Raw genomic sequence first — 21,025 nt, 5'->3', positions numbered from 1 at the left:
CGCTCAGCCCTCCGCGATCGCGACGGTGCGCGGCAGCGCCGCAAGGCGGTCGTGGGCGCACAGCACGACATCGACGCCGCGCGGGAAGCGCGTGCGGCTGGCGGCCCAGGCGGCGATGAAGCCGTCCGGCGCACCGGTCACGGCCAGGCGGTGTTCGTGCTCGATTCCCGGGCCGGTCAGGCGCCAGCCGCGCCCCGGTTCCAGCGCCGCCACCTGCAGCACCAGCGTGGCGCCGCGCTGCGGCTGTTCCTCGGTGCCGGCCTGCAGCGCCGCCAGCGCCGGCGGCGCGCCGCTGGCCAGCACGAAGGCGGCATCGCCCGGCATGGCGACGATGGGCGCGCCGCAATGGAAGCGCAGCCAGGCCTGCGCATCCGCGCCGGCATCCGACCACAGCGGCGTATCGGCATCGGCCAGCGCCAGCAGCACGGCGGCGGCGGCGCGGCACAGCGGTGCGGGCGCTTGCAGCGCGCTGCCGGCCACGACCACGCGGCCGGGGCGGCTCATGGCCTCCAGCACCGCGCGGAAGGCGGCCTGGGCGTCCAGCACGGGGTCGGCGAAGCCGGGGGTCAGGGCGTTCATCGCATGGTCGCCATGGTGAAGAATTCCACGCGCGTGGCGGCGGCGCGGCGGGCCTCGGCGTCGCGCACGGCCTGCTGGCGGGCGGCGAGCGGGGCGATCACGGCAGCCATCAGCGCGTCGTGGTGCGCCGGGTCCTGCAAGGCGGCATCGACCAGCGCGGCGAGTTCCGCCTGGCGCTTGTCGCGCCCCGCGACATAGGCGTGGCCGACCGCATCGCCGAGCCGCACGGCGCAGCGCGTGACGGTCATCTCGCCGAGGTTGAAGGGGGCGCCGTCGCCCCCCGCGCGCCCGCGCACCATGACCAGGCCGGTCTCGGGCGCGCGCAGGCGGTCGTGGGCGGGCAGGGCGGGCAGCAGGGCGGCGATGTCGTCGGCCGGCGCGCGCGCCAGCACGGCCATCCAGGCGCGGCGTTCCGGTGCAGGGTGGGGCATGGGCTGGGTCATCGGATTTGTCTGGACATGTAGACGTCCATGCCCGAGAAAGTCCACACGGATATCCCACGGACATGACCGCGCATGGTTGAAGTTTCGATGACAGGCGCCGGCATCGCGCGCGGACAGGGGGTGGCGCTGTGGCGGCAGATCGCCGCGACGCTGGAAGCCGAGATCAGCCGCGGCCGCGCCGCCGCCGGCGAACGCCTGCCGACCGAGGCGGTGCTGACCGCGCGCTTCGGCGTGAACCGCCACACGGTGCGCCGTGCGCTCGAGGACCTGGAGGCGCGCGGTCTGATCCGCGTCGAGCAGGGGCGCGGCGCCTTCGTGGCCGAGGATGTGGTGGATTACCGCCTCGGTCCTCGCACGCGGTTCTCCGAGCTGATCCGGCGGGAGAATCGCGAACCCGCCGGGCGCATCCTGCGCGTGAGCGAGATGCCCGCCGAGACGCAGCTCGCCGAAGCCCTCGGCATCCGGCGCGGGCGGCTGGTGCTGCGGGCTGAACGGCTTGGGCTGGTGAATGGGCGGCCGATGGTGCTCGGCCATCATCACTTCCCGCTGCCGCGCTGCGCCGGGGTGGCCGAGGCGCTGGAGAGCGACCCGTCGATCACCGCGGCGCTCGCGGCCTGCGGCGTGCCGGATTACCGGCGGCGTTCCTCGCGCATCACCGCCCGCCTGCCGACGCCGGAGGAAGCGGCGCTGTTGCAGCAGTCACGCTCGCGCCCGGTGATGGTGGCGGAATCGATCAATGTCGACCCCGACGGCCAGCCGGTGGACTGGACGCTCGCGGTCTATGCCGCGGGACGCGTGCAATTGGTGGTGGAGCCCTGAGGGATGGATTGGATCGTGACGGGCGGCACCGTCCTGAGGGACGGCGCGATGGCGCAGGCTGCGCTGGCGCTGGCCGGCGGCGCGGTGGCGGAGCAGCCGGCGGCTGGTGCCGCGCGGTTCGACGCGACCGGCCTGCTGGTGATGCCGGGGCTGGTCGACATCCATGGTGACGCGCATGAACGGCAATTGCAGCCGCGCCCCGGGGTGGACCTGCCGACCGCGCTGGCGCTGCGCGATTCCGCGGCGCAGCTGATCGCCTGCGGCATCACCACCGCCTACCTTGGCGTCACGCTGTCCTGGGAGCCGGGGCTGCGGTCGCTGGCAGCCTGGCGGGCCTTGAAGGCGGCGCTGCCCGCGGCGCGCGCGCGCGCGGCGACCGACCTGCGCGTGCATCTGCGCTTCGAGGCCGACAACCTGGACGCGCTGGACGACGCGCTGGCGGGCATCGCCGACGGGTCGGTGCATCTGCTGGGCTTCAACGACCACACGCCGGCCATCGTGAAGCGGCTGAAGGACCCGGTGCAGGTGGCGAAATATGCCGGGCGCGCGGGCATGGCGGCGGCGGATTTCGCCGAGCTGGCGGCGGCGGTGACGGCGCGGCGCGACGAGGTGCCGGCGGCACGCGCGCGCCTGGCGGCGGCGGCGCGCGCGGCCGGCATCCCGGTGCTCAGCCACGACGACGCCACCATCGAGGACCGCGAGCACTACCGCGCGCATGGCGCGACCATCTGCGAATTCCCGATGGCCGAGGCGGTCGGCGCGGCGGCGCGCGATGCGGGCGAGCCCGTGGTGATGGGCGCGCCGAACGTGGTGCGCGGCGGCAGCCATCTCGGCTGGGCGAGCGCGGCGCCGCTGGCGGAGCGTGGCATCGTGACCGTGTTGGCGTCGGACTATGTCTGGCCGGCGATGATGGAGGCGGCTTTCGCGATGGCGCAGCGCGGGGTGCTCGACCTGCCGCGCGCCTGGGCGCTGGTGTCGGAGAATCCGGCGCGTGCCTGCGGGCTGGCGGACCGCGGGCGGCTCGCGCCCGGGTTGCGCGGGGATGTGGTGGTGGTCGACGCGGCAGCCCGCGCGCCGGTCGCGGTCTTTGCCGCGGGGCGGCTGGGTTGGATCGCGCCGGGGGAGGCGTCGCGCATCGCGCGCTGAGAAACGGGGCGCATCGCGCGCTGAGAAACGGGGCGCATCGCGCGCGGCACCAGCCGCTGCCTCAACCCTCCGCCGGCCGCTGCGCGCCATAGGCGCGGAACACGCCGAGCTGCACGTCGCAGCCGATCCCGGTGAAGCCCGCGCGCTCCAGCGCCGCCTGTATGGTGGCCGGCGGCACGCAGGCGTCGATGGTGTCCCAGAAATACCGCATCATGCGCTGGTCGGCCTGGCCGCGCCCGACCAGGCGCGACAGCGCCGGCACCACGCCGCCCAGGTAGAAGCGCAGCGCCGCCAGCGCGACCCGGTTCGACGGCTGGTCGATCTCCAGCAGCAGCACCCGCCCGCCCGGGCGCAGCACGCGGCGGAATTCGGCGAAGGCGCGCACCAGGTCCGGCACGTGGCGCAGCGCATAGCCCATGCTGACCAGGTCCACCGAGGCATCGGCCAGCGGCAGCGCCTCGGCGCGCGCCTGCACCAGCGCGATGGGCAGCGCCGCGCGCGCCTGGCGCAGCATGCCCGCGCTGAGGTCGAGCCCGACCACATCCGCCGCCCCGCCCAGGATGTCCACGGCCTCGCGCGCCACCAGCCCGGTGCCGGTCGCGACATCCAGCAGCCGCTTGCCGGGCGCGAGCCCCGCGCGCCGCAGCGCGTCGCGGCGATACCTTGCGCCGGAACCGAGCGAGAAGATCGCGTTGATGCGGTCGTAGGAGGGCGCGCCCTGGTCGAACAGCGCCTGCACGAAGCGGTCGCGCTGGCGGTCGTCGGCATAGTGGCGCGGCAGGGTCGCATGTGGCGCGATCGGCGGTGGCGCGGTGTCCATCTTCGTGTCCCGGGGCGCGGCATGGGAGCCGCCGCGGGCACGCCGCGTCAAGTCGCGCGACAGGTCAGCGCCGCGGCCAGGCCGGCAGGCGCAGTTCGAAGGTGGCACCCGGCGCCCCGGGAAGCAGGTCGAGCCCGCCGCCCGCCGCTTCCGCGAGGCTGCGCGCGATCGCGAGGCCGAGCCCGGTGCCGCCGGCCGCGCGCGCCGTGGTGAAGAAGCGGTCGAAGACGCGCCGCGCATTGGCGCCGGAGATGCCGCGCCCGTTGTCGCTGACCCCGATTCGCACCACATCGCCCTCGATCCGGCAGGCGACCGCGCAGCGTGCCTGCGGGCCGGCATGCTGGCGGACGTTGTCGAACAGGATCCCGAGGATGCTGCGCAGCGCCTCGGGCGCGATGGCGGCCTCGGCGGTGGCGTCGCCGGCGAAGGCGATGTCGCGGCCGGCGGCGGCGTCGCGGAAGGCGTCGCCGATCGCGGCGCGGCCGGTGTCCTGCGGCTGCGGCGTCTCGGCGCGGGCAAGGTCGAGCAGGCGCGTCACCAGGCGGTCCAGGCGCTGCACATCCTCCATGCATTGCGCGAGGAAATTCGCGCGTTCCTGCGCGGACATGCCGGGCCCGTGGTCCTGCAGCAGTTCCAGCGCGCCGCGCAGCGCCGCGAGCGGTGTCTTGAACTCGTGGCTGACCGCGGCGGCGAAGTCGCTGATATAGGCGGCGCGGCGTTCCAGCGTCTCGGCCATGCCGGCGATCGCGGTGGCGAGCTCGTCGGCCTCGCGCACCGCGCTGCGGCGCACGCGGCGCACCTCGACCCGCGCGCCGGCGGCGACCGCGCGGGCCTGGTCCGCCACCGCGCGGATCGGCCGGCTGACGGTATAGGCGATGAAGCCCGCCAGCCCGCCGGCGACGACCAGCATCGCCAGGCTGAGCGCCGCCAGCTCCCACCGCTTGCCGTGCAGCGCCTGGCGCAGGCTGGAGGGCGTGCGCGAGAGCAGCACCGCGCCGATCACACGCTCGCCCGCCTGCACCGGCAGCGCGACGAACACGCGAAACGGCGCGGCGCGGCTGATCGAACCCGCGCCGGCGGGAACCGCCTCGCGCCGCGCGCGCACACGGGCGGCGGGCTGGCCGGCGAGGGCGGCGGCGACTTCTTCCAGGGCGCGCAGCGACAGGCCGTCCTCGCTGCCGGTGCTGGCCACCACCACGCCGGCCTGGTCGGTCACGCGCATGGCGGCGAGGGTGACGCGCTGCGCCTCGGCCAGCACCGGCGCGATCGCCGCGCCGGCGGCACGCGCCAGCGGATCGGCCGGGCGGTCCGGCGCCGCGGCATCGGGCGGCGGCGGCAGGATCGGGTCGCGCGCCAGGTCGAGGCTGGCGAAGCGCGGCGCCCAGTCGATCGCCTGCGGGGCGGCGTCCTGGCCGGCCTCGCGCAGCCAGGCGGCGCGCTGCGCGGCGGCGATGATGGCGGCCTGGGAGATCAGCTCGGTCTCGGTCTGGCGCACCAGCGCGCTCTCGTACAGGCGCAGCATCCACAACCCGCCGAGCGGCAGCACGAGCAGCGCCAGGTTGGCCAGCAGCAGGACCGCCAGGATGCGCGGCTTGTGGTGCCGCATGCTCAGGGGTCGTCCCGGTAGCGATAGCCCAGGCCGTGCACCGTCTCGATCGGCGCGGCGCCGAGCGCGGCCAGCTTCGCCCGCAGGTGGCGCACATGGCTGTCGATGGTGCGGTCGGCCACGATGCGCGGTTCGGCATGCGCCGCGCCCATCAGCGTGTCGCGCGTGAAGACGCGGCCGGGATGCGCGGCCATCGCCTGCAGCAGGCGGAACTCGGTGACGGTGAGGGGGATCGGTGCGGCGTTCCAGCGCGCCTCGAAGCGATCGGCATCGAGGCTCAGCGCGCCGCGGCGCAAGGGCGCGGGGGCGCGCGGTGCGTCGGTGACGCGGCCCTCGCGCCGGCGCAGCAGGGCGCGCACGCGCGCGACCAGCTCGCGCGGGCTGAACGGCTTGGTCATGTAGTCGTCGCCGCCGAGCTCGAGGCCGAGCACGCGGTCCACCTCCTCCCCGCGCGAGGAGAGGAAGATCACCGGCACGTCGCTGTCGCGGCGCAGCCGGCGGCACAGCTCGGTGCCGTCCAGCTCGGGCATCATGACATCGAGGATGACCAGGTCCGGCGCCTCGCGCGCGATCAGCGCAAGCGCGGCGGCGCCGTCCGCCGCCTCGACCACCACAAGCCCGTCGCGCGCCAGCGCGAAGCGGATGACGTTGCGGATATGCGGGTCGTCGTCGGCGATCAGGATCTTCGGCATGGTCTGCACGACATTTGCACCAAACATCCCTGGCACCTGCAAGGGCGCGACACCGCCCCTGCATGCCGGCGCGCCAGGCTGGGCGGACCGACATTGCAGGAGGTCCCATCATGTCCGACACCGCCGCCCCGCCGGAACCCGCCCCGCCGGCCGCCAACCCGCTGGCCGAAGGCGCGCGCCTGCTCGGCCCGGCGGGGTTGAAGCTGGCGCTGGTCGGCGCGCTGGTCGTTGCCCTGCTGGTCCCGCAATACATGGTCGCCGGGCTGATCGCCGAGCGTGAGGAACGCCAGGGCGAGGTGCGCGCCGAGATCGGCCGCGCCTGGGGCGCACCGCAGACCGTGCTAGGCCCGGTGCTGGTGGTGCCGGTGCTCCAGGCGGCGGTGCGCGGAAGCGAGCCGGGGGCGATCGCGATTCCCGCGGCGGAGCTGTCCATGGCCGCGACGCTGCGGCCCGAGGCCCGGCGGCGCGGGCTGTTCGAGGCGATCGTGTATGCGGCGCGCATTGAAATCACCGGGCGGCTCGGCGATGCCGCGGCCGCGCTGCCCGCGGATGTGACGCCCGACTGGCGCGGCGCCTATCTGCTGACCGGTGCCACCGACCTGCGCCCGACCGCCGAGGCGCCGACGCTGAGCCTGGGCGGGCGCGCGCTGCCGGTCGAGCGCGAGGGAGCCGCGCGCTGCGGCGCGGTGGAGGCGCTACGCTGGCCGCTTGGCCTGGAGGGACCGCCGGAGCCCGGCCTGGCCTTCGCCGGCAGCATGGACCTGCGCGGCACCGAGGCGCTGGCGATGCTGCCGATCGCCCGGCGCCTGCGCTTTTCGGCCGAGGCGGCCTGGGAGACGCCGAGCTATTTCGGCAGCAGCCTGCCGCACCGGACCTCCGGCGATGGCGCCGGCTTCCGCGCCGAATGGGTGGGCGGCATGGCCGAGCGGTCGCTGCGCCTGCCGGCGGATGGGTGCGGCGCGGTGCTCGGTCGCGGCGCGGGGATGGGCGTGGCGCTGCTGGAGGGCGTGCCGACCTACCGCATGGTGAACCGCACGGCGAAATACGCGGCGCTGTTCGTGCTGCTGGCGGTGATGACCTATTGGCTGTTCGAACTCGTCTCGCGCGTGCGGATCCACCTGCTGCAGTACGGGTTGCTGGGGCTGTCGATGGTGCTGTTCCCGATGCTGCTGCTGGCGATCTCGGAGGCGGTCGGCTTCGGCCTGGCCTATGCGGTCAGCGCGGCGATGGTGATGGCGCAGGCGTGCCTCTACACGGCGGGCGTGACGGGGCGCGTGCGGCTGGCCGCGGTCTTCGGGGGCGTGCTCGCGGCGCTGTTCGGCTTCCTGTACGTGGTGCTGCGGATGGAGAGCATGGCGCTGCTGGCCGGCGCGATCGGGCTGTTCGCGCTGCTCTCGGCGGTGATGCTGGCGACGCGAGGGATCGCGGCGCGGGGCGGGTGAGCCGCCGCGTGCCGCATAAACCTTGGGGGTGGTGCTCTGGCTCCCCGAGTTGGACTCGAACCAACGACCTAGGGATTAACAGTCCCGCGCTCTACCAGCTGAGCTATCGGGGATCAGGAGCCGGGCGCCGCGTATAGTGTGGGGCGCCACCACTGTAAAGTCGCCCGCGCGATCAGGTCCGGGCGGGAATCGAACCCACGTAGCAGGTTTTGCAGACCTGTGCCTGACCACTCGGCCACCGGACCGCGCGGGCGCCCCATATCGGCCGCGCGCGACGCGCGGTCAAGCGCCGGGTTGGCGTGCCGCCGCCGCCCGACCTATAACCGGGGCGTTCCTGCACAGGGCCGAGCACGATGGATTTTGCCGAGGCGCGCCGCTTCATGGTCGATTGCCAGCTGCGCCCCAACCGCATCGAGGACCCGCGCATCGTGACCGCGCTGCGCGACCTGCCGCGCGAACGCTTCGCGCCGCCCGCGCTGGCCGCCCGCGCCTATGCCGATGCCGACCTGCCGCTGCCCGGCGGGCGCGCGATGATGCAGCCGATGGTGCTGGCGAAGCTGGTGCAGCTGGCGGGCCTGCGGCGGGGCGAACGCGCCCTGGTGGTGGCCGCCGGCACCGGCTTCGGCGCGGCGCTGATGGCGGCGATCGGCGGGTCGGTCACGGCGGTCGAGGCCGACCCGGCGCTGCTGGCGATGGCGCGCGCCGCGCTGCCCGCGGCGGTGCCGGCCGGGGCGGTGACGCTGATCGAGGGCGATCCCGCGCTGGGCCACGCCGCCGGCGCGCCCTATGACGTCATCATGGTCGAAGGCGGCGTGGCGGCGGTGCCGCGCGCGCTGGAGGACCAACTGGCCGAGGGCGGGCGCCTGGTCGCGATCAGCCTGCAGGGCGGCCCGCCGGGGCGGGCGCTGCTGGCGCGCCGCGCGGGGGGCACCGTCTCGACGACGCGCGAATTCGACGCGCATGCCCCGGTGCTGCCCGGCTTCGCTGCCGCGCCGGCCTTCGCCTTCTGACACGGTAACCGCCGGATCGATTGGTCCGGTCGCGTATCCTGCTGGCGCGCAATGGCCGGCGTCCGCGCGCTGCCGGGCGCCCGGCATCGGGCGACACACTTCTTTGCCGGAGCAGGGGTGGCGCGCCGCTGTTGCGGTGCGTTAAGACATTTCGGCGAGACTTCCGGCGCGCGGCGCGGGGTTCATCCCGGGTTGCGTGTCCGGCCGGCCATTCCCGGGGGACGGCATAGGTGATCATGAGCCTGCGCAGCAAAATGCTTCAATCGGCCGCCCTGGCCGCCACCCTGGCGGTGCTGCCAAGCACCCCGGGATGGTCGCAGAGCCTCCAGGAGGCGCTGGCCGCCGCCTATTCGGGCAATCCGCGCCTGCTGGCGGCGCGCGCCGCCGCGCGCGCGGTGGACGAGAACGTGCCCCAGGCGCTGGCCGGCTGGCGGCCGACCGTCGTGATCGCCGGCGCCGCCGGCTATACCGAGACCACCACGCGCACCCAGCAGACCGCCGGCGGCGCGATCTTCCCGGTCACCGACCCGGCGACCGGCTTCGTCACCGGGCTGGGGCGCACGCCGCAGGTGCCGTTCTCGAACTACACGGATTCCAACCGCGGCACCGGCACGCTGCAGGCGACCGTCAGCCAGCCGATCTACCGCGGCGGGCGCACCACCGCATCGACGCGGCGGGCCGAGAACCAGGTCTATGCCCAGCGCGCCCGCCTGCTGATCGCCGAGCAGGAGGTGCTGTTCGAATCGGTGCGGGCGTATGTGTTCTTCATCCGCGACCAGGAGGAAGTGCGCCTCAATACCAACAACGTGCAGGTTCTGGTGCGCCAGCTGCAGGCGACCAACGAACGCTTCCGCGTCGGCGAGATCACCCGCACCGACGTGGCGCAGGCCGAATCCCGCCTGGCGCTGGCGCGCTTCCAGCTGGACCAGGCGCAGGGCGTGGCCCAGAGCTCGCGGGCCAATTTCATCCGCTGGACCGGGCTTGAGCCGCTGCGCGTGACGGCACCGCCGCCGCTGGCGCCCCCGGTGCGCTCGCAGCAGGAAGCGGTGCGGTTCGCGACCGACAACAACCCCACCGTGGTCGCCACGCTGTTCGACGAATCCGCGGCGCGCGACTTCATCGACGTGCAGTTCGCCGCGCTGCTGCCGCAGGTGACGGCGAATGCGTCGGCCTTCCGGCTGGACAACAACGCCGCGCGAGGGTCGCGCCAGACCGGCGCGCAGGTCACGCTGAACCTCAATGTGCCGCTGTACCAGGGTGGCGCCGAGCACGCGCTGGTGCGCCAGGCGCGCCAGCAGGCCCAGCAGGCCCGCCAGCAGGTGGCCGATGCGCGCCGCGTGGCCGCGCAGCAGGCGACCGAGGCGTGGGAGACGCTCGGCTCCTCCCGCGCCCAGGTGGAATCGGTGCGTGCGCAGATCCGCGCGCAGGAGATCGCGCTGGATGGCGTGCAGCGGGAGGCCATCGTCGGCAGCCGCACCACGCTCGATGTGCTGAATGCCGAGCAGGAACTGCTCCAGGCCCGCGTCAACCTGGTGCGGTCGCTGGCCACGCTGATCAACGCGTCCTATGCGCTGGCCACCACCATGGGCCGGCTGACCGCGCAGGACCTGGGCCTTCCGGTGCAGGTGTATGACCCGCGCAACTACTACAACGCGGTGCGCGACCGCTGGTTCGGCACGGGGGATTTCTCCGATGGCGCCGGCACCCCGCCGCCTGCCGGCGTGGTGCAGGTGCAGACCCTGGCGCCCACAACCCCCGTGCGAAGAAGCCCATGAGCGGACAGACCACGCCACCGGCCGGCGCCGCCCCCGCGGGTGTCGCTTCCGACCAGTCGATGGAGGACATCCTGGCCTCCATCCGCCGCATCCTCAACGAGGATGAGGCGCAGCCCTCGCCCGATGGCGCCGCGGCGCCCGCCGCCGAGGAGGCCGCGCCCGCGCCCGCCGCCGCGCCGGCCGCCCCCGGCGAGCCTGAGCCGCTGCTGCTCACCGAGGACATGATGGTCCCCGAGCCGGCGGCACCCGCGCCGGCCCTGCCCGCGGCGCAGCCCGCCATCGCGCTGCCTGAGGCCGGGCTGGACTCGCTCCTGGCGCCGGCGGTCGCGGCCGCGGCGACCGCTTCGGTCGGGCAGTTGCTGCGGGCCGTCTCGTCCGAACGCGGCGCGACCGTGACGCGCGGCGGGCCGTCGATCGAGGATGTGGTGCGCGAGGAACTGCGCCCGCTGCTGAAGTCCTGGCTGGACCAGCACCTGCCCGCCATCGTCGAGCGCCTGGTGCGCGCCGAGATCGAGCGCGTGACGGGCCGCGCGCTGGGCTGAACCGCGCCCCGCGCCCTTGACGCAGCCCCCCCGGCCGGGGAAGGGATGCGGCCATGCTCGACAAGTCCTTCGACCCCGCCGCGATCGAACACCGCCTGTACCAGGGTTGGGAGAGCGCCGGCGCCTTCTCGGCGAACCCGGCATCCCCGGCCAAGCCCTTCACCATCATGATTCCGCCGCCGAATGTGACGGGGTCGCTGCATATCGGGCATGCGCTCGACAACACGCTGCAGGACGTGCTGATCCGCTGGCGGCGGATGCAGGGGCGCGATGCGCTGTGGCAGCCGGGCACCGACCATGCCGGCATCGCCACGCAGATGGTGGTGGAACGGCTGCTGGCGCAGGAAGGCAATGCCGACCGCCGCACCATGGGGCGCGAGGCCTTCATCCGGCGGGTGTGGGATTGGAAGGCTGAATCGGGCGGCACCATCACGCGGCAGTTGCGGCGGCTGGGGGCCTCGCTCGATTGGCCGCGCGAACGCTTCACCATGGATGAGGGCCTGTCCGAGGCGGTGCGCGAGGTGTTCGTGCGGCTGTACCGGGAAGGGCTGCTGTATCGCGACAAGCGCCTGGTGAACTGGGACCCGAAGTTCCTCACCGCGATTTCCGACCTGGAGGTCGAGAGCAAGGAGGTGAAGGGCCATCTGTGGCACCTGCGCTACCCGGTCGAGGGCGAGCCTGGCCGCTTCCTGGTGGTGGCCACCACGCGGCCGGAGACCATGCTGGGCGACACCGCGGTGGCGGTGCATCCCGATGACGAGCGCTTCCGCGACCTGGTCGGCAAGCAGGTGATCCTGCCGCTGGTGGGGCGCGCGATTCCCGTGGTGGCGGATGAGTATTCCGACCCGGAGAAGGGCTCGGGCGCGGTGAAGATCACGCCGGCGCATGACTTCAACGACTTCGAACTGGGCAAGCGGCACGACCTGCCGATGCCCTCCGTGCTGGATGCGGAAGGCCGCGTGATGCTGGAGGAGATCGCGGCGGGCTTCGTCGCGGTTGAGGGCGTGGCGGACATCGACTTCGTGCGCGGGCTGGCGGGGCAGGATCGCTTCGCCGCGCGCAAGGCGATCGTGGCGCGGCTTGAAGAATTGGAACTGGTCGAAAAGATCGAACCCCACACCCATGCGGTGCCGCATGGCGACCGATCGGGCGTGCCGATCGAACCGCGGCTGACCATGCAGTGGTATGTCGATGCCAAGACGCTGGCCGCGCCCGCGATCAAGGCGGTCGAGACCGGGCAGACCGTGTTCACGCCGAAGCAGTGGGAGAACACCTTCTTCGCCTGGATGCGCGACATCCAGCCGTGGTGCGTGTCGCGCCAGCTCTGGTGGGGGCACCAGATCCCGGCCTGGTATGCGCCGGATGGCGAGGTGTTCGTCGCGCATACCGCCGAGGAAGCGGCGGTGCTGGCGCGCGCGAAGTTCGGGCGCGACGTGGAGCTGGTGCGCGACGAGGACGTGCTCGACACCTGGTTCAGCTCCGCGCTGTGGCCCTTCAGCACGATCGGCTGGCCGCACAAGACGCCGGAGCTGGCGAAGTACTACCCCGGCGACGTGCTGGTGACCGGCTTCGACATCATCTTCTTCTGGGTCGCCCGGATGATGATGATGGGCATCCACGTCATGGGGGAGGTGCCCTTCAAGACCGTCTGCATCCACGGCCTGGTGCGCGACGAGAAGGGCCAGAAGATGTCGAAGTCGAAGGGGAATGTGCTCGATCCCCTGGAGCTGATCGACGCGCATGGCGCGGACGCGGTGCGCTTCACCTTGTGCGCGCTGGCGGGGCCGGGGCGCGACATCAAGCTGGCGAAGCAGCGCATCGACGGCTATCGCGCGTTTGCCACCAAGATCTGGAACGCGGCGCGGTTCTGCGAGATGAACGGGATCGCGCCGATGCCCGGCTTCGACCCGGCGTCCGCCACGCTGCCGCTGTCGCGCTGGATCCTGGATGCCGCGAACAGCGCGGTGGCCGAGGCGAATGCGGCGCTGGAAGCCTTCCGCTTCGATGACTACGCGGCCGCCTGCTACCGCTTCACCTGGGGCGGCTTCTGCGACTGGTTCCTGGAATTCGCCAAGCCGGTGCTGCTCGGCCCCGACGGGCCTGAGAAGGATGAGGTGAAGGGCGCCGCGCAGCATGTGCTGGGCGTGATCCTGCGCCTGCTGCACCCGGTGATGCCCTACATCACCGAGGAGCTGTGGCACCGCATGGGCTATGGCGCCGAGTGCAGCCTGATCCGCGAGGCCTGGCCGGAGCCGTCCGTGGTGCAGGGCGCGGCCGAGGCGCGCGCGGAACTCGACTGGGTGGTGCGGCTGGTGAACGAGGTCCGCACCGTGCGGTCCGAGATGAATGTCGCGCCGTCCATCACCGTGCCGCTGCTGCTGTCCGGCGCGTCGGGCGAGAGCCTGGCGCGCGCCGGCCGCTGGGCCGACGCTATCCGCCGCATGGCCCGCGCGACGGAGATCCGCGCGCTGGAGGGCGAACCGCCCAGGGGCGTGGTTCAGGCGGTGGTCGGCGAGGCCACGGTCATGCTGCCGCTGGCCGATGTGATCGACCTGACCGCCGAACGCGCGCGGCTGGCGAAGGAACGCGGGCGCATCGCGGCCGAGGCCGACAAGACCGCGGCCAAGCTCGGCAGCGAGGTGTTCGTCTCGCGCGCGCCCGAGGAGATCGTGCAGGAAATGCGCGACCGGCTGGACGCCCAGCGCACCGAGGTGGCGCGCCTGGATGCCGCGATGGCGCGCATCGCCGGCTGAGCGCGCAGCCCGACTGGATCGCATGACATCGTTCGGCGGACCGCGCCGACACCGCTGGGGAGCAACGCCATGACCACCTGGGACAAGTCCCGCCTGCCGAGCCGCCACACCACCCAGGGGCCGGAGCGCGCGCCGCACCGGTCCTACCTGTATGCCATGGGCCTGACGCGCGAGGAGATCGACCAGCCGCTGGTCGGCGTGGCGTCCTGCTGGAACGAGGCCGCGCCGTGCAACATCGCGCTGTCACGCCAGGCCCAGGCGGCCAAGAAGGGCGTGAAGGAAGGCGGGGCGACGCCGCGCGAATTCACCACCATCACGGTGACCGACGGCATCGCCATGGGGCACCAGTCGATGAAGTCCTCGCTGGCCTCGCGCGAGGCGATCGCGGATTCGATCGAACTGACCATGCGCGGGCATTGCTACGACGCGCTGGTGGGCATCGCGGGCTGCGACAAGTCGCTGCCGGGCGTGATGATGGCGATGCTGCGGCTGAACGTGCCGTCCGTGTTCATGTATGGCGGGTCGATCATGCCCGGCAAGCACCATGGGCGGGACGTCACGGTGCTCGATATCTTCGAAGCGGTCGGCCAGCACGCGGCGGGCAACATGTCGCCCGAGGAGCTGGACGAGCTGGAACGCCACGCCTGCCCCGGCGCGGGCGCCTGCGGCGGGCAGTTCACCGCCAATACCATGGCCTGCGTGTCGGAGATCATCGGGCTCGCGCTGCCGTTCTCGGCCGGCGCACCCGCACCGTTCGAGGAACGCGACGAGTATGCCGTGGCGTCCGGCCGCGCGGTGGTGGAACTGATCCGTCGCAACCTGCGACCGCGCGACATCGTGACGCTGGACGCCCTGCACAATGCCGCGGCCATCGTGGGTGCCACCGGCGGGTCCACCAATGCCGCGCTGCACCTGCCGGCCATGGCGCACGAAGCCGGCATCCGCTTCACGCTGCAGGATGTCGCGGAGATCATGCGCAAGACGCCGCATATCGCGGACCTGAAGCCGGGCGGGAAATACGTCGCGGCGGATGTGCACCGCATCGGCGGCGTGCCGGTCATCATCAAGGCGCTGCTCGATGGCGGCTATGTGAAGGGCGATTGCCTGACGGTCACGGGCAAGTCGCTGGGCGAGAACCACCGCGACGTCATCATCCCGCAGGACCAGGATGTGGTGCACCCGACCAGCAGCCCGATCAGCCCGATCGGCGGCGTGGTGGCGCTGCATGGCAACCTCGCGCCCGATGGCGCCATCGTGAAGATCGCGGGCATGGCAAACCTTCGGTTTGACGGCACCGCGCTGTGCTTCGACTGCGAGGAAGACGCCTTCGCCGCCGTCGAGGCGCGCGCCTACAAGGCGGGCGACGTCATCATCGTGCGCTACGAAGGCCCCAGGGGCGGGCCGGGGATGCGCGAGATGCTGTCCACCACCTCCGCCATCTATGGCCAGGGCATGGGCGACAAGGTGGCGCTGATCACCGATGGGCGGTTCAGCGGTGCGACGCGCGGCTTCTGCATCGGCCATGTCGGGCCGGAAGCCGCTGTCGGCGGGCCGATCGCGCTGCTGCAGAATGGCGACCGGATTGTCATCGACGCGGACAAGGGCACCATCGACATGATGGTGCCGGAGGAGGAGATCGCGCGCCGCCGCGCCGCCTGGGCGCCGCGCGGCCACGACTACAATGCCGGCGGGCTGTGGAAATATGCGCAGCTGGTCGGCCCGGCGCACCTGGGCGCCGTGACGCATCCGGGCGGCGCGGCCGAGACGCACTGCTACGCCGACCAGTAGCGTTACATTTCGCATGCCATCGCGCTGCCATCAGCGCGCGGCAGAAACTCCCGGTGTGGCGGAACGTTCGTCCTGTCGCACCCGGAGGATGCCCATGATGTTGCGCCGCCTGATTTGCGTCAGCCTGGCCGGGGCCGGCTTGGCCGGTTGCGTGGCCTATCAGGAGCCGGTGGCCTATGCGCCGCCGCCGCGCCCGGTCTATGCGGCGCCGGGGCCGGTCTATGTCGCGCCGCCGCCCGAGCGGGTCTATGTTCAGCCGCGCCCCCGCCGGCAATGGGTGCCGCGGCGCTGCGACGGCTATGGTCGCTGCTGGGGCGGCTACTGGCGCTGACGCGCCATGGAGGGAGCGCCATGCGCCCTGTCCTGACTGCCCTGGCCTGCCTGCTGCTGGGCGGCTGCGTCGTCTATCCGGATGGCAGCCTGGGGCCGGTGCCGGCGCCTGGCGTTCCGATCCCGGCGCCGGTGCCGCCCGTCGCCTATGCGCCGCCGGTCTACGGCCATGGCTACGACGTGCCCTACCAGGGGGTGCCGACCTATGTGGTGCCGGCCCCCGCGCCGCCGCCGGTGGTGGTCGCGCCGGCGGTCGGGATCGGCGTGGGCCTTGGCTGGGGCAGGGGGTATTGGGGGCCGCGGCCCGGCGGCTATTGGGGCCGGCCGTATTACCGGCGCTGGTAGGGCGCGCGTGGAGCATGCTGCGTTCCCTCGCGCTCACGTCGCAGGCCCTGGCCGGTCGTTTTCAGAGCATCTTCACGCGTTCAGAGGGTTCCATCTGAACGCGATCTGACCTGGAGACCCGTCGCGAAGGTTGGTGCCGGGGCGTGGGCGCGCGGCGTCGTCGTCAGCGGTCGCTCAGCGTAGCGTGGCGATCACCGGGGTGTGGTCGGAGGGCTGGGCCTCGCTGCGCGGCATGGTGTCGACCTCGCAGGCTTCGAGGCGTTCGGCCAGGTCGGGGCTGAGCAGCGCGTGGTCGATGCGCAGGCCGCGGTTGGTCTCGAAGGCGGCGCCGTAGTCCCAGTAGGTGAACAGCGTGTCCTTCGGATGCAGGGCGCGCAGCGCGTCGGTCAGGCCGAGGTGCAGCAGGGCGCGGAAGCGCGCGCGGGTCTGCGGGCGCACCAGGGCATCCGTTGGCGGCAAGGTGCCGGGCGCGAGGTCGGCATCGGTCGGGCAGACATTGAAGTCGCCCAGGATGGCGAAGGGCGTGAAGCCATCGAGCCGGTCCGCCGCCACCGCCCGCAGCCGGTCCATCCAGGCCAGCTTGTAGGCGTAGCCGGCCTCGCCGCCGGAATTGCCGTTGGGCAGGTAGATGCCGGCGGCGTTGATGCCGCCCGCCTGGACTTCGATGTAGCGGGCCTGGGTGTCCTCGGTGTCGCCGGGCAGGTGGTCGGCCACCAGGTCGAAGGGGATGCGGGCGATGACGGCGACGCCGTTGCGCCCGCCGCCCTGGCCGACCGCGTGGGTGTGGTAGCCCAGCGCCTCGAATTCGGTGGTGGGCACCTGTTCGGCGGTGCAGCGGGTTTCCTGCAGGAACAGCAGGTCGGGCTGCGCGCGTTGCAGGAAGCGCGCGACATGCCCGGCGCGCTGGCGGATGGAATTGACGTTGAAGGTGGCGAGTTTCATGCGGCTGCGAGGGAAGCGCCCCGCGCCTGGTTTGGCAACCGGTGCAATTTCCAGAAAACGGTGGGGGATTCGGGGGAGGTGTCCTCCCCCGACCTTTTTTCTTCAGCCGACCGAGAACGACGTCCCGCACCCACACGCCGACACCGCCTGCGGATTGCGGATGGCGAAATGTGCCCCGATCAGTTCCTCTGCCCAGTCGAGTTCCGCGCCTGCCAGCAGGTCGAGCGAGACCGGATCGACGAAGACGCGCCCCGGCCCGTCGCCGACCACCAGGTCGTCCTCGGCGGGGCTGTCCTCCAGGCCGAACTTGTACTGGAAGCCGGAGCAGCCGCCGGCCTCGACCGCCAGGCGCAGCCCGGCGGCGGGGCGGCCTTCGCGGGTGGCGATCTCGGCGACCTGGGCGGCGGCGCGCTCGGTCACGCGGAAGGCGGGCAGGGTGGTCGTGCCGTCGGGCATGGCGGGTGGGACTCCTCGGATGCCCAACATAGGGCCTGTGCGGCGTGGTTCCAACGCCGTGGCGCGGTTGCCGGGGGGTGGGGGCGGGTGCTACGGCCCGGGGCGATGTCCCTCGCGCCCCACGCCGTCCGGCCCGAGACCTCCCGCGGCCGGCTGTATCCGGAAGCGGGGGGCGATGCGCGCTCGCCCTTCCAGCGCGACCGCGACCGGATCATCCACGCGACCGCGTTCCGGCGGCTGCAGTACAAGACGCAGGTCTTCATCTATCACGAGGGAGACCATTTCCGCACGCGGCTGACCCACAGCATCGAGGTCGCGCAGATCGCGCGGTCGATCGCGCGGCTGCTGGCGCTCGATGAGGATTTGGCGGAGGCGCTGGCGCTGGCGCATGACCTGGGCCACCCGCCGTTTGGTCATGCCGGGGAGGATGCGCTGAACAGCGCCATGAAGCCCCATGGCGGCTTCGACCACAACGCGCAGTCGCTGAAGGCGGTGACGCTGCTGGAGGCGCGCTATGCCGGCTTCGACGGGCTCAACCTGACCTGGGAGACGCTGGAGGGCCTGGCCAAGCACAATGGCCCGCTGCGCCGTCCGGCGCCCTATATCGCGCAGTACGACGCGAAGCACCCGCTCGACCTGCACACCCATGCGGGGGCCGAGGCGCAGGTCGCCGCCCTGGCGGACGACATCGCCTACAACAACCACGACCTGGATGACGGGCTGCGCGCCCGGCTGTTTACGCTGGAGGAAGTGGGCGCGCTGCCGCTGGTGCGCGAGGCGCTGGCGCAGGCCCGTGCCGCCGCCCCGGACGCGCCGGCCGAACGCCTGGCGCCCGAGATGATCCGCCGCGTCATCAACGCCATGGTGCGCGACGTGGTGGCGGAATCGCGCCGCCGCATCGCCGCCCTCGCACCCGCCAGCGTGGACGACATCCGCCGCGCCGACCGCCCGGTGATCGCCTTCTCCGACGCCATGGCCGAGGCGAACCTGCCGCTGCGCGACTTCCTGTTCACCCGCATGTACCGCCACTGGCGTGTGAATCGCACCATGGCGAAGTCGAAGCGCGTGGTGCAGATGCTGTTCAGCCACCTTCATGGCGGGCCGCAGATGCTGCCGCCGATCTGGCGCGCGCGCGCCGGGGATGCGGGGACCGCGCAATGCGCCCTGGTGGTGTGCGACTACATCGCCGGCATGACCGACCGCTACGCGCTGGAGGAACACCGGCGCCTGAACGACCCAGACATTCCAGGCTGACGCACCATGACCGAGAACATCTTCACCCTGCTCACGCAGGAGGTGCGCGGCGCGCTGGCCGCCCTGGTGCCCGACCTGCCGGCCGAGACGCTGGCGCGCGTGCAGGTGGAACCCCCGCGCGACGCGACGCATGGCGACATGGCGACCAATGCCGCGCTGGTCGCGGCGAAGCCCGCGCGCCTCGCACCACAGAAGCTGGCCGCCGCGCTGGCCGAACGCCTGGTGGCGCTGCCCATGGTGGTGGAAGCGACGCCGGCCGGGCCGGGCTTCGTGAACCTGCGGCTGGACGAAGCCTTCCTGCGCGGCCAGGTGCCCGCCGTGCTGCGCGCCGGCGAGGCCTTCGGCGACAGCACGCTGGGCGCGCGCGTGCGGGCGAATGTCGAATATGTCTCGGCCAATCCGACCGGGCCGATGCATGTCGGGCATTGCCGCGGCGCGGTGGTGGGCGATGCGCTGGCCAACCTGATGGCCAAGGCCGGCTGGGACGTCAGCAAGGAATACTACGTCAACGATGCCGGCAACCAGGTGGTGGCCTTGGGCTGGGCCGCGTATTGGCGGTATCTGCGCGCGGTCACGCTCGACGACGGCGACTGGACCGCGGAGGCGACCGAGCAGCGCTTCGGCGTCGCGCTGCAATACCGCGGCGACTACCTGGTGGCGGTGGGCGACGCGCTGGCCGAACGCTTCGGCGAATCGCTGATGGCGCAGCGCATCCAGCCGGGGATGCTGCCGGCGGAGGAGACGCTCTCGGCGTTTGCCCCCGCGCTCGACCGCGGCTGGCTGGTGCGATCGGCCTGGCTGGATACCGCGCGCGAGATGGCGGTGGCGATGATGATGGCGGAGATCCGCGAGGACCTCGCGCTGCTGGGCGTGACGCAGGACGTGTTCGTCAGCGAGCGCGCGTTGGTGCAGGCCGGCGCCGTGGAGGGCGCGGTGCGGCTGCTCGAGGAGAAGGGCCTGATCTACGAGGGCGTGCTGGAACCCCCCAAGGGCAAGACGCCCGACGATTGGGAACCGCGCCCGCAGACCCTGTTCCGCGCGACGCAATTCGGCGACGACGTGGACCGCCCGCTGCGCAAGTCGGATGGCAGCAACACGTATTTCGCCAACGACATCGCCTATCATGTCGACAAGGTGCGCCGCGCCCACCAGCTGCTGATCGACGTGTGGGGTGCGGATCATGGCGGCTATGTCTCGCGCATGCAGTCGGCGGTGCGCGCGGTGTCGGATGGCGAGGTGCCGCTCGAGATCGTGCTGTGCCAGATCGTGCACGTGGTGAAGGGCGGCGAGCCGGTGCGGATGTCCAAGCGCGCCGGCACCTACATCACGCTGCGCGACCTGATCGAGGAAGTGGGCCGCGACGCGGTGCGCTTCACCATGCTGACGCGCAAGTCGGACGCGCAGATGGAATTCGACCTGGACAAGGTGGTCGAGCAGTCGCGCGACAATCCGGTGTTCTATGTGCAGTACGCCCATGCGCGCTGCCGGTCGGTGCTGCGGCAGGCAGGCGACCCGGTCGGGCTGGAGGCAGCACCGCTCGATGCGCTGACCGATCCGGCGGAAATGGCGCTGATCCGGCGCATCGCCGCCTGGCCGCGCACGGTGGAAGCGGCCGCAACAGCGCGTGAACCGCACCGGATCGCGTTCTTTCTCCAAGACTTGGCCTCGGACTTTCACGTATTGTGGAACCGTGGTCGCGACGATTCGACGCTCCGGTTCATCCGGGCCGACGAACCGGAGGCGACCCGGGCCCGGCTGGCCCTTGTTGCCGCGACGGCAACGGTGATCCGCTCGGGCCTGGGCGTCATGGGGGTGACGCCGGTCGAGGAGATGCGCTGACGGGCTGGCCCAGGCCCCTCGGCAGTCAGGGGGTGGGGCGTGACCGATGTACCTGTGCCGTCCTATCGGGTGCGGCCTTCCGACGATGGCGGGCCGCCCTGGCGCCTGCTCGCGATCGGCGGCGGGCTGGCGGCTGCGCTGCTGGTCGGCGCCGCGCTGGTCTGGGGCATGACGCGCATGGGCGGCGGGCCGCGATCCGTGCCGCTGATCGAACCGGACCCGCGGCCCTTCAAGGTCCGCCCGGACGATCCCGGCGGGCTGCGCGTACCGAACCAGGACGAACTGATCTTCGAGCGCAACCGCGGCCCGGCCAGCAATGGCAGCGCCCGGCTGGCGCCGGAGCCCGAGGGGCCGCGCCTCGATGCGCTGCGGGCCCAGGTGGCGCAGCCGGCGCCACGGCCCGCCGGGCCGGACGCCGCGCCGCAGCCGGCCGCCGCCGCACCC

19 protein-coding genes, 2 tRNA genes and 1 pseudogene are annotated in these 21,025 nt (G+C 72.7%); 13 read left to right on the top strand and 9 right to left on the bottom strand.

The genetic code is table 11. From position 1 onward, the window contains the following. Window positions 1-3 precede the first annotated feature (3 nt). Window positions 4-579, bottom strand: coding sequence for a phosphonate C-P lyase system protein PhnH (gene phnH, locus LQ222_RS10190; RefSeq protein WP_230166204.1), 576 nt, complete (start codon window positions 577-579; stop codon window positions 4-6). After that, on the bottom strand, window positions 576-1,010 hold the full coding sequence (gene phnG, locus LQ222_RS10185) for a phosphonate C-P lyase system protein PhnG (protein ID WP_230166202.1): 435 nt from the start codon (window positions 1,008-1,010) through the stop codon (window positions 576-578). Before phnG ends, phnH begins: the two co-directional genes overlap by 4 nt. An 84-nt stretch (window positions 1,011-1,094) precedes the next feature. On the opposite strand from phnG, the gene phnF reads away from it, so the two are divergent. After that, on the top strand, window positions 1,095-1,841 hold the full coding sequence (gene phnF / locus LQ222_RS10180) for a phosphonate metabolism transcriptional regulator PhnF (protein WP_230166200.1): 747 nt from the start codon (window positions 1,095-1,097) through the stop codon (window positions 1,839-1,841). Window positions 1,842-1,844: 3 nt separating this feature from the next. Further along, window positions 1,845-2,987, top strand: a complete 1,143-nt coding sequence (locus LQ222_RS10175; protein ID WP_230166199.1) for an alpha-D-ribose 1-methylphosphonate 5-triphosphate diphosphatase — start codon at window positions 1,845-1,847, stop codon at window positions 2,985-2,987. Between the two features lie 61 nt (window positions 2,988-3,048). Here LQ222_RS10175 and LQ222_RS10170 read toward each other — a convergent pair whose 3' ends face one another. The 3 genes from LQ222_RS10170 to LQ222_RS10160 all read right to left on the bottom strand — a co-directional run bounded on the left by LQ222_RS10170 (window position 3,049) and on the right by LQ222_RS10160 (window position 6,105). Continuing rightward, window positions 3,049-3,807, bottom strand: coding sequence for a class I SAM-dependent methyltransferase (locus tag LQ222_RS10170; RefSeq protein ID WP_230166198.1), 759 nt, complete (start codon window positions 3,805-3,807; stop codon window positions 3,049-3,051). Between the two features lie 64 nt (window positions 3,808-3,871). Next, window positions 3,872-5,413, bottom strand: a complete 1,542-nt coding sequence (locus LQ222_RS10165) for a HAMP domain-containing sensor histidine kinase (RefSeq protein ID WP_230166197.1) — start codon at window positions 5,411-5,413, stop codon at window positions 3,872-3,874. A 2-nt stretch (window positions 5,414-5,415) separates the two neighbouring features. Next, entirely contained in the window at window positions 5,416-6,105 is a 690-nt protein-coding gene (locus LQ222_RS10160) for a response regulator transcription factor (protein WP_230166196.1), read from the bottom strand. A 110-nt stretch (window positions 6,106-6,215) separates the two neighbouring features. On the opposite strand from LQ222_RS10160, the gene creD reads away from it, so the two are divergent. Further along, the gene (creD, locus tag LQ222_RS10155) at window positions 6,216-7,547 is read left to right on the top strand and encodes a cell envelope integrity protein CreD (RefSeq protein WP_230166195.1); all 1,332 of its coding nucleotides are present in this window, start codon (window positions 6,216-6,218) and stop codon (window positions 7,545-7,547) included. Window positions 7,548-7,584: 37 nt separating this feature from the next. Here creD and LQ222_RS10150 read toward each other — a convergent pair. Together LQ222_RS10150 and LQ222_RS10145 are read right to left on the bottom strand one after the other, a co-directional pair. Next, window positions 7,585-7,660: transfer RNA gene (locus LQ222_RS10150), tRNA-Asn, on the bottom strand. A gap of 61 nt (window positions 7,661-7,721) precedes the next feature. Then, window positions 7,722-7,792: transfer RNA gene (locus LQ222_RS10145), tRNA-Cys, on the bottom strand. Window positions 7,793-7,900: 108 nt separating this feature from the next. On the opposite strand from LQ222_RS10145, the gene LQ222_RS10140 reads away from it, so the two are divergent. The 7 genes from LQ222_RS10140 to LQ222_RS10110 all read left to right on the top strand — a co-directional run bounded on the left by LQ222_RS10140 (window position 7,901) and on the right by LQ222_RS10110 (window position 16,090). Beyond that, on the top strand, window positions 7,901-8,557 hold the full coding sequence (locus LQ222_RS10140; RefSeq protein ID WP_230166194.1) for a protein-L-isoaspartate O-methyltransferase: 657 nt from the start codon (window positions 7,901-7,903) through the stop codon (window positions 8,555-8,557). A gap of 236 nt (window positions 8,558-8,793) precedes the next feature. Continuing rightward, window positions 8,794-10,332, top strand: coding sequence for a TolC family outer membrane protein (locus LQ222_RS10135; RefSeq protein ID WP_230166193.1), 1,539 nt, complete (start codon window positions 8,794-8,796; stop codon window positions 10,330-10,332). Next, window positions 10,329-10,874 (top strand): DUF2497 domain-containing protein, encoded by a 546-nt coding sequence (locus LQ222_RS10130; RefSeq protein ID WP_230166191.1) that lies wholly within the window; start codon window positions 10,329-10,331, stop codon window positions 10,872-10,874. Before LQ222_RS10135 ends, LQ222_RS10130 begins: the two co-directional genes overlap by 4 nt. A 53-nt stretch (window positions 10,875-10,927) precedes the next feature. Continuing rightward, window positions 10,928-13,627, top strand: a complete 2,700-nt coding sequence (locus tag LQ222_RS10125; protein ID WP_230166189.1) for a valine--tRNA ligase — start codon at window positions 10,928-10,930, stop codon at window positions 13,625-13,627. A gap of 69 nt (window positions 13,628-13,696) precedes the next feature. After that, on the top strand, window positions 13,697-15,415 hold the full coding sequence (ilvD, locus tag LQ222_RS10120; protein WP_230166187.1) for a dihydroxy-acid dehydratase: 1,719 nt from the start codon (window positions 13,697-13,699) through the stop codon (window positions 15,413-15,415). Between the two features lie 94 nt (window positions 15,416-15,509). After that, window positions 15,510-15,746 (top strand): hypothetical protein, encoded by a 237-nt coding sequence (locus LQ222_RS10115; protein ID WP_230166186.1) that lies wholly within the window; start codon window positions 15,510-15,512, stop codon window positions 15,744-15,746. 20 nt (window positions 15,747-15,766) lie between these two features. Continuing rightward, window positions 15,767-16,090 carry a hypothetical protein gene (locus tag LQ222_RS10110; protein WP_230166185.1) on the top strand — a complete coding sequence of 108 codons (324 nt, stop codon included), beginning with the start codon at window positions 15,767-15,769 and terminating at the stop codon, window positions 16,088-16,090. Between the two features lie 174 nt (window positions 16,091-16,264). On the opposite strand, the gene LQ222_RS10105 is transcribed toward LQ222_RS10110, so the two are convergent. Both LQ222_RS10105 and LQ222_RS10100 read right to left on the bottom strand, forming a co-directional pair. Then, window positions 16,265-17,032 carry an exodeoxyribonuclease III gene (locus LQ222_RS10105; protein WP_230166184.1) on the bottom strand — a complete coding sequence of 256 codons (768 nt, stop codon included), beginning with the start codon at window positions 17,030-17,032 and terminating at the stop codon, window positions 16,265-16,267. Window positions 17,033-17,134: 102 nt separating this feature from the next. After that, window positions 17,135-17,488: an iron-sulfur cluster assembly accessory protein gene (locus tag LQ222_RS10100; protein ID WP_230166183.1), complete on the bottom strand. Its 354-nt coding sequence runs from the start codon at window positions 17,486-17,488 to the stop codon at window positions 17,135-17,137. A 105-nt stretch (window positions 17,489-17,593) separates the two neighbouring features. On the opposite strand from LQ222_RS10100, the gene LQ222_RS10095 reads away from it, so the two are divergent. From LQ222_RS10095 to LQ222_RS10085, 3 genes and pseudogenes are all read left to right on the top strand, one after another. Further along, entirely contained in the window at window positions 17,594-18,742 is a 1,149-nt protein-coding gene (locus LQ222_RS10095) for a deoxyguanosinetriphosphate triphosphohydrolase (protein ID WP_230166182.1), read from the top strand. 6 nt (window positions 18,743-18,748) lie between these two features. Continuing rightward, the gene (locus LQ222_RS10090; protein WP_230166181.1) at window positions 18,749-20,581 is read left to right on the top strand and encodes an arginine--tRNA ligase; all 1,833 of its coding nucleotides are present in this window, start codon (window positions 18,749-18,751) and stop codon (window positions 20,579-20,581) included. A gap of 39 nt (window positions 20,582-20,620) precedes the next feature. Continuing rightward, window positions 20,621-21,025, top strand: a pseudogene (locus LQ222_RS10085) (hypothetical protein); the annotation flags it as partial.

This window comes from Roseomonas sp. CECT 9278, assembly GCF_918698155.1.
Lineage (GTDB): Bacteria > Pseudomonadota > Alphaproteobacteria > Acetobacterales > Acetobacteraceae > Neoroseomonas.
This window is presented reverse-complemented; position numbering and strand designations above follow the sequence as displayed.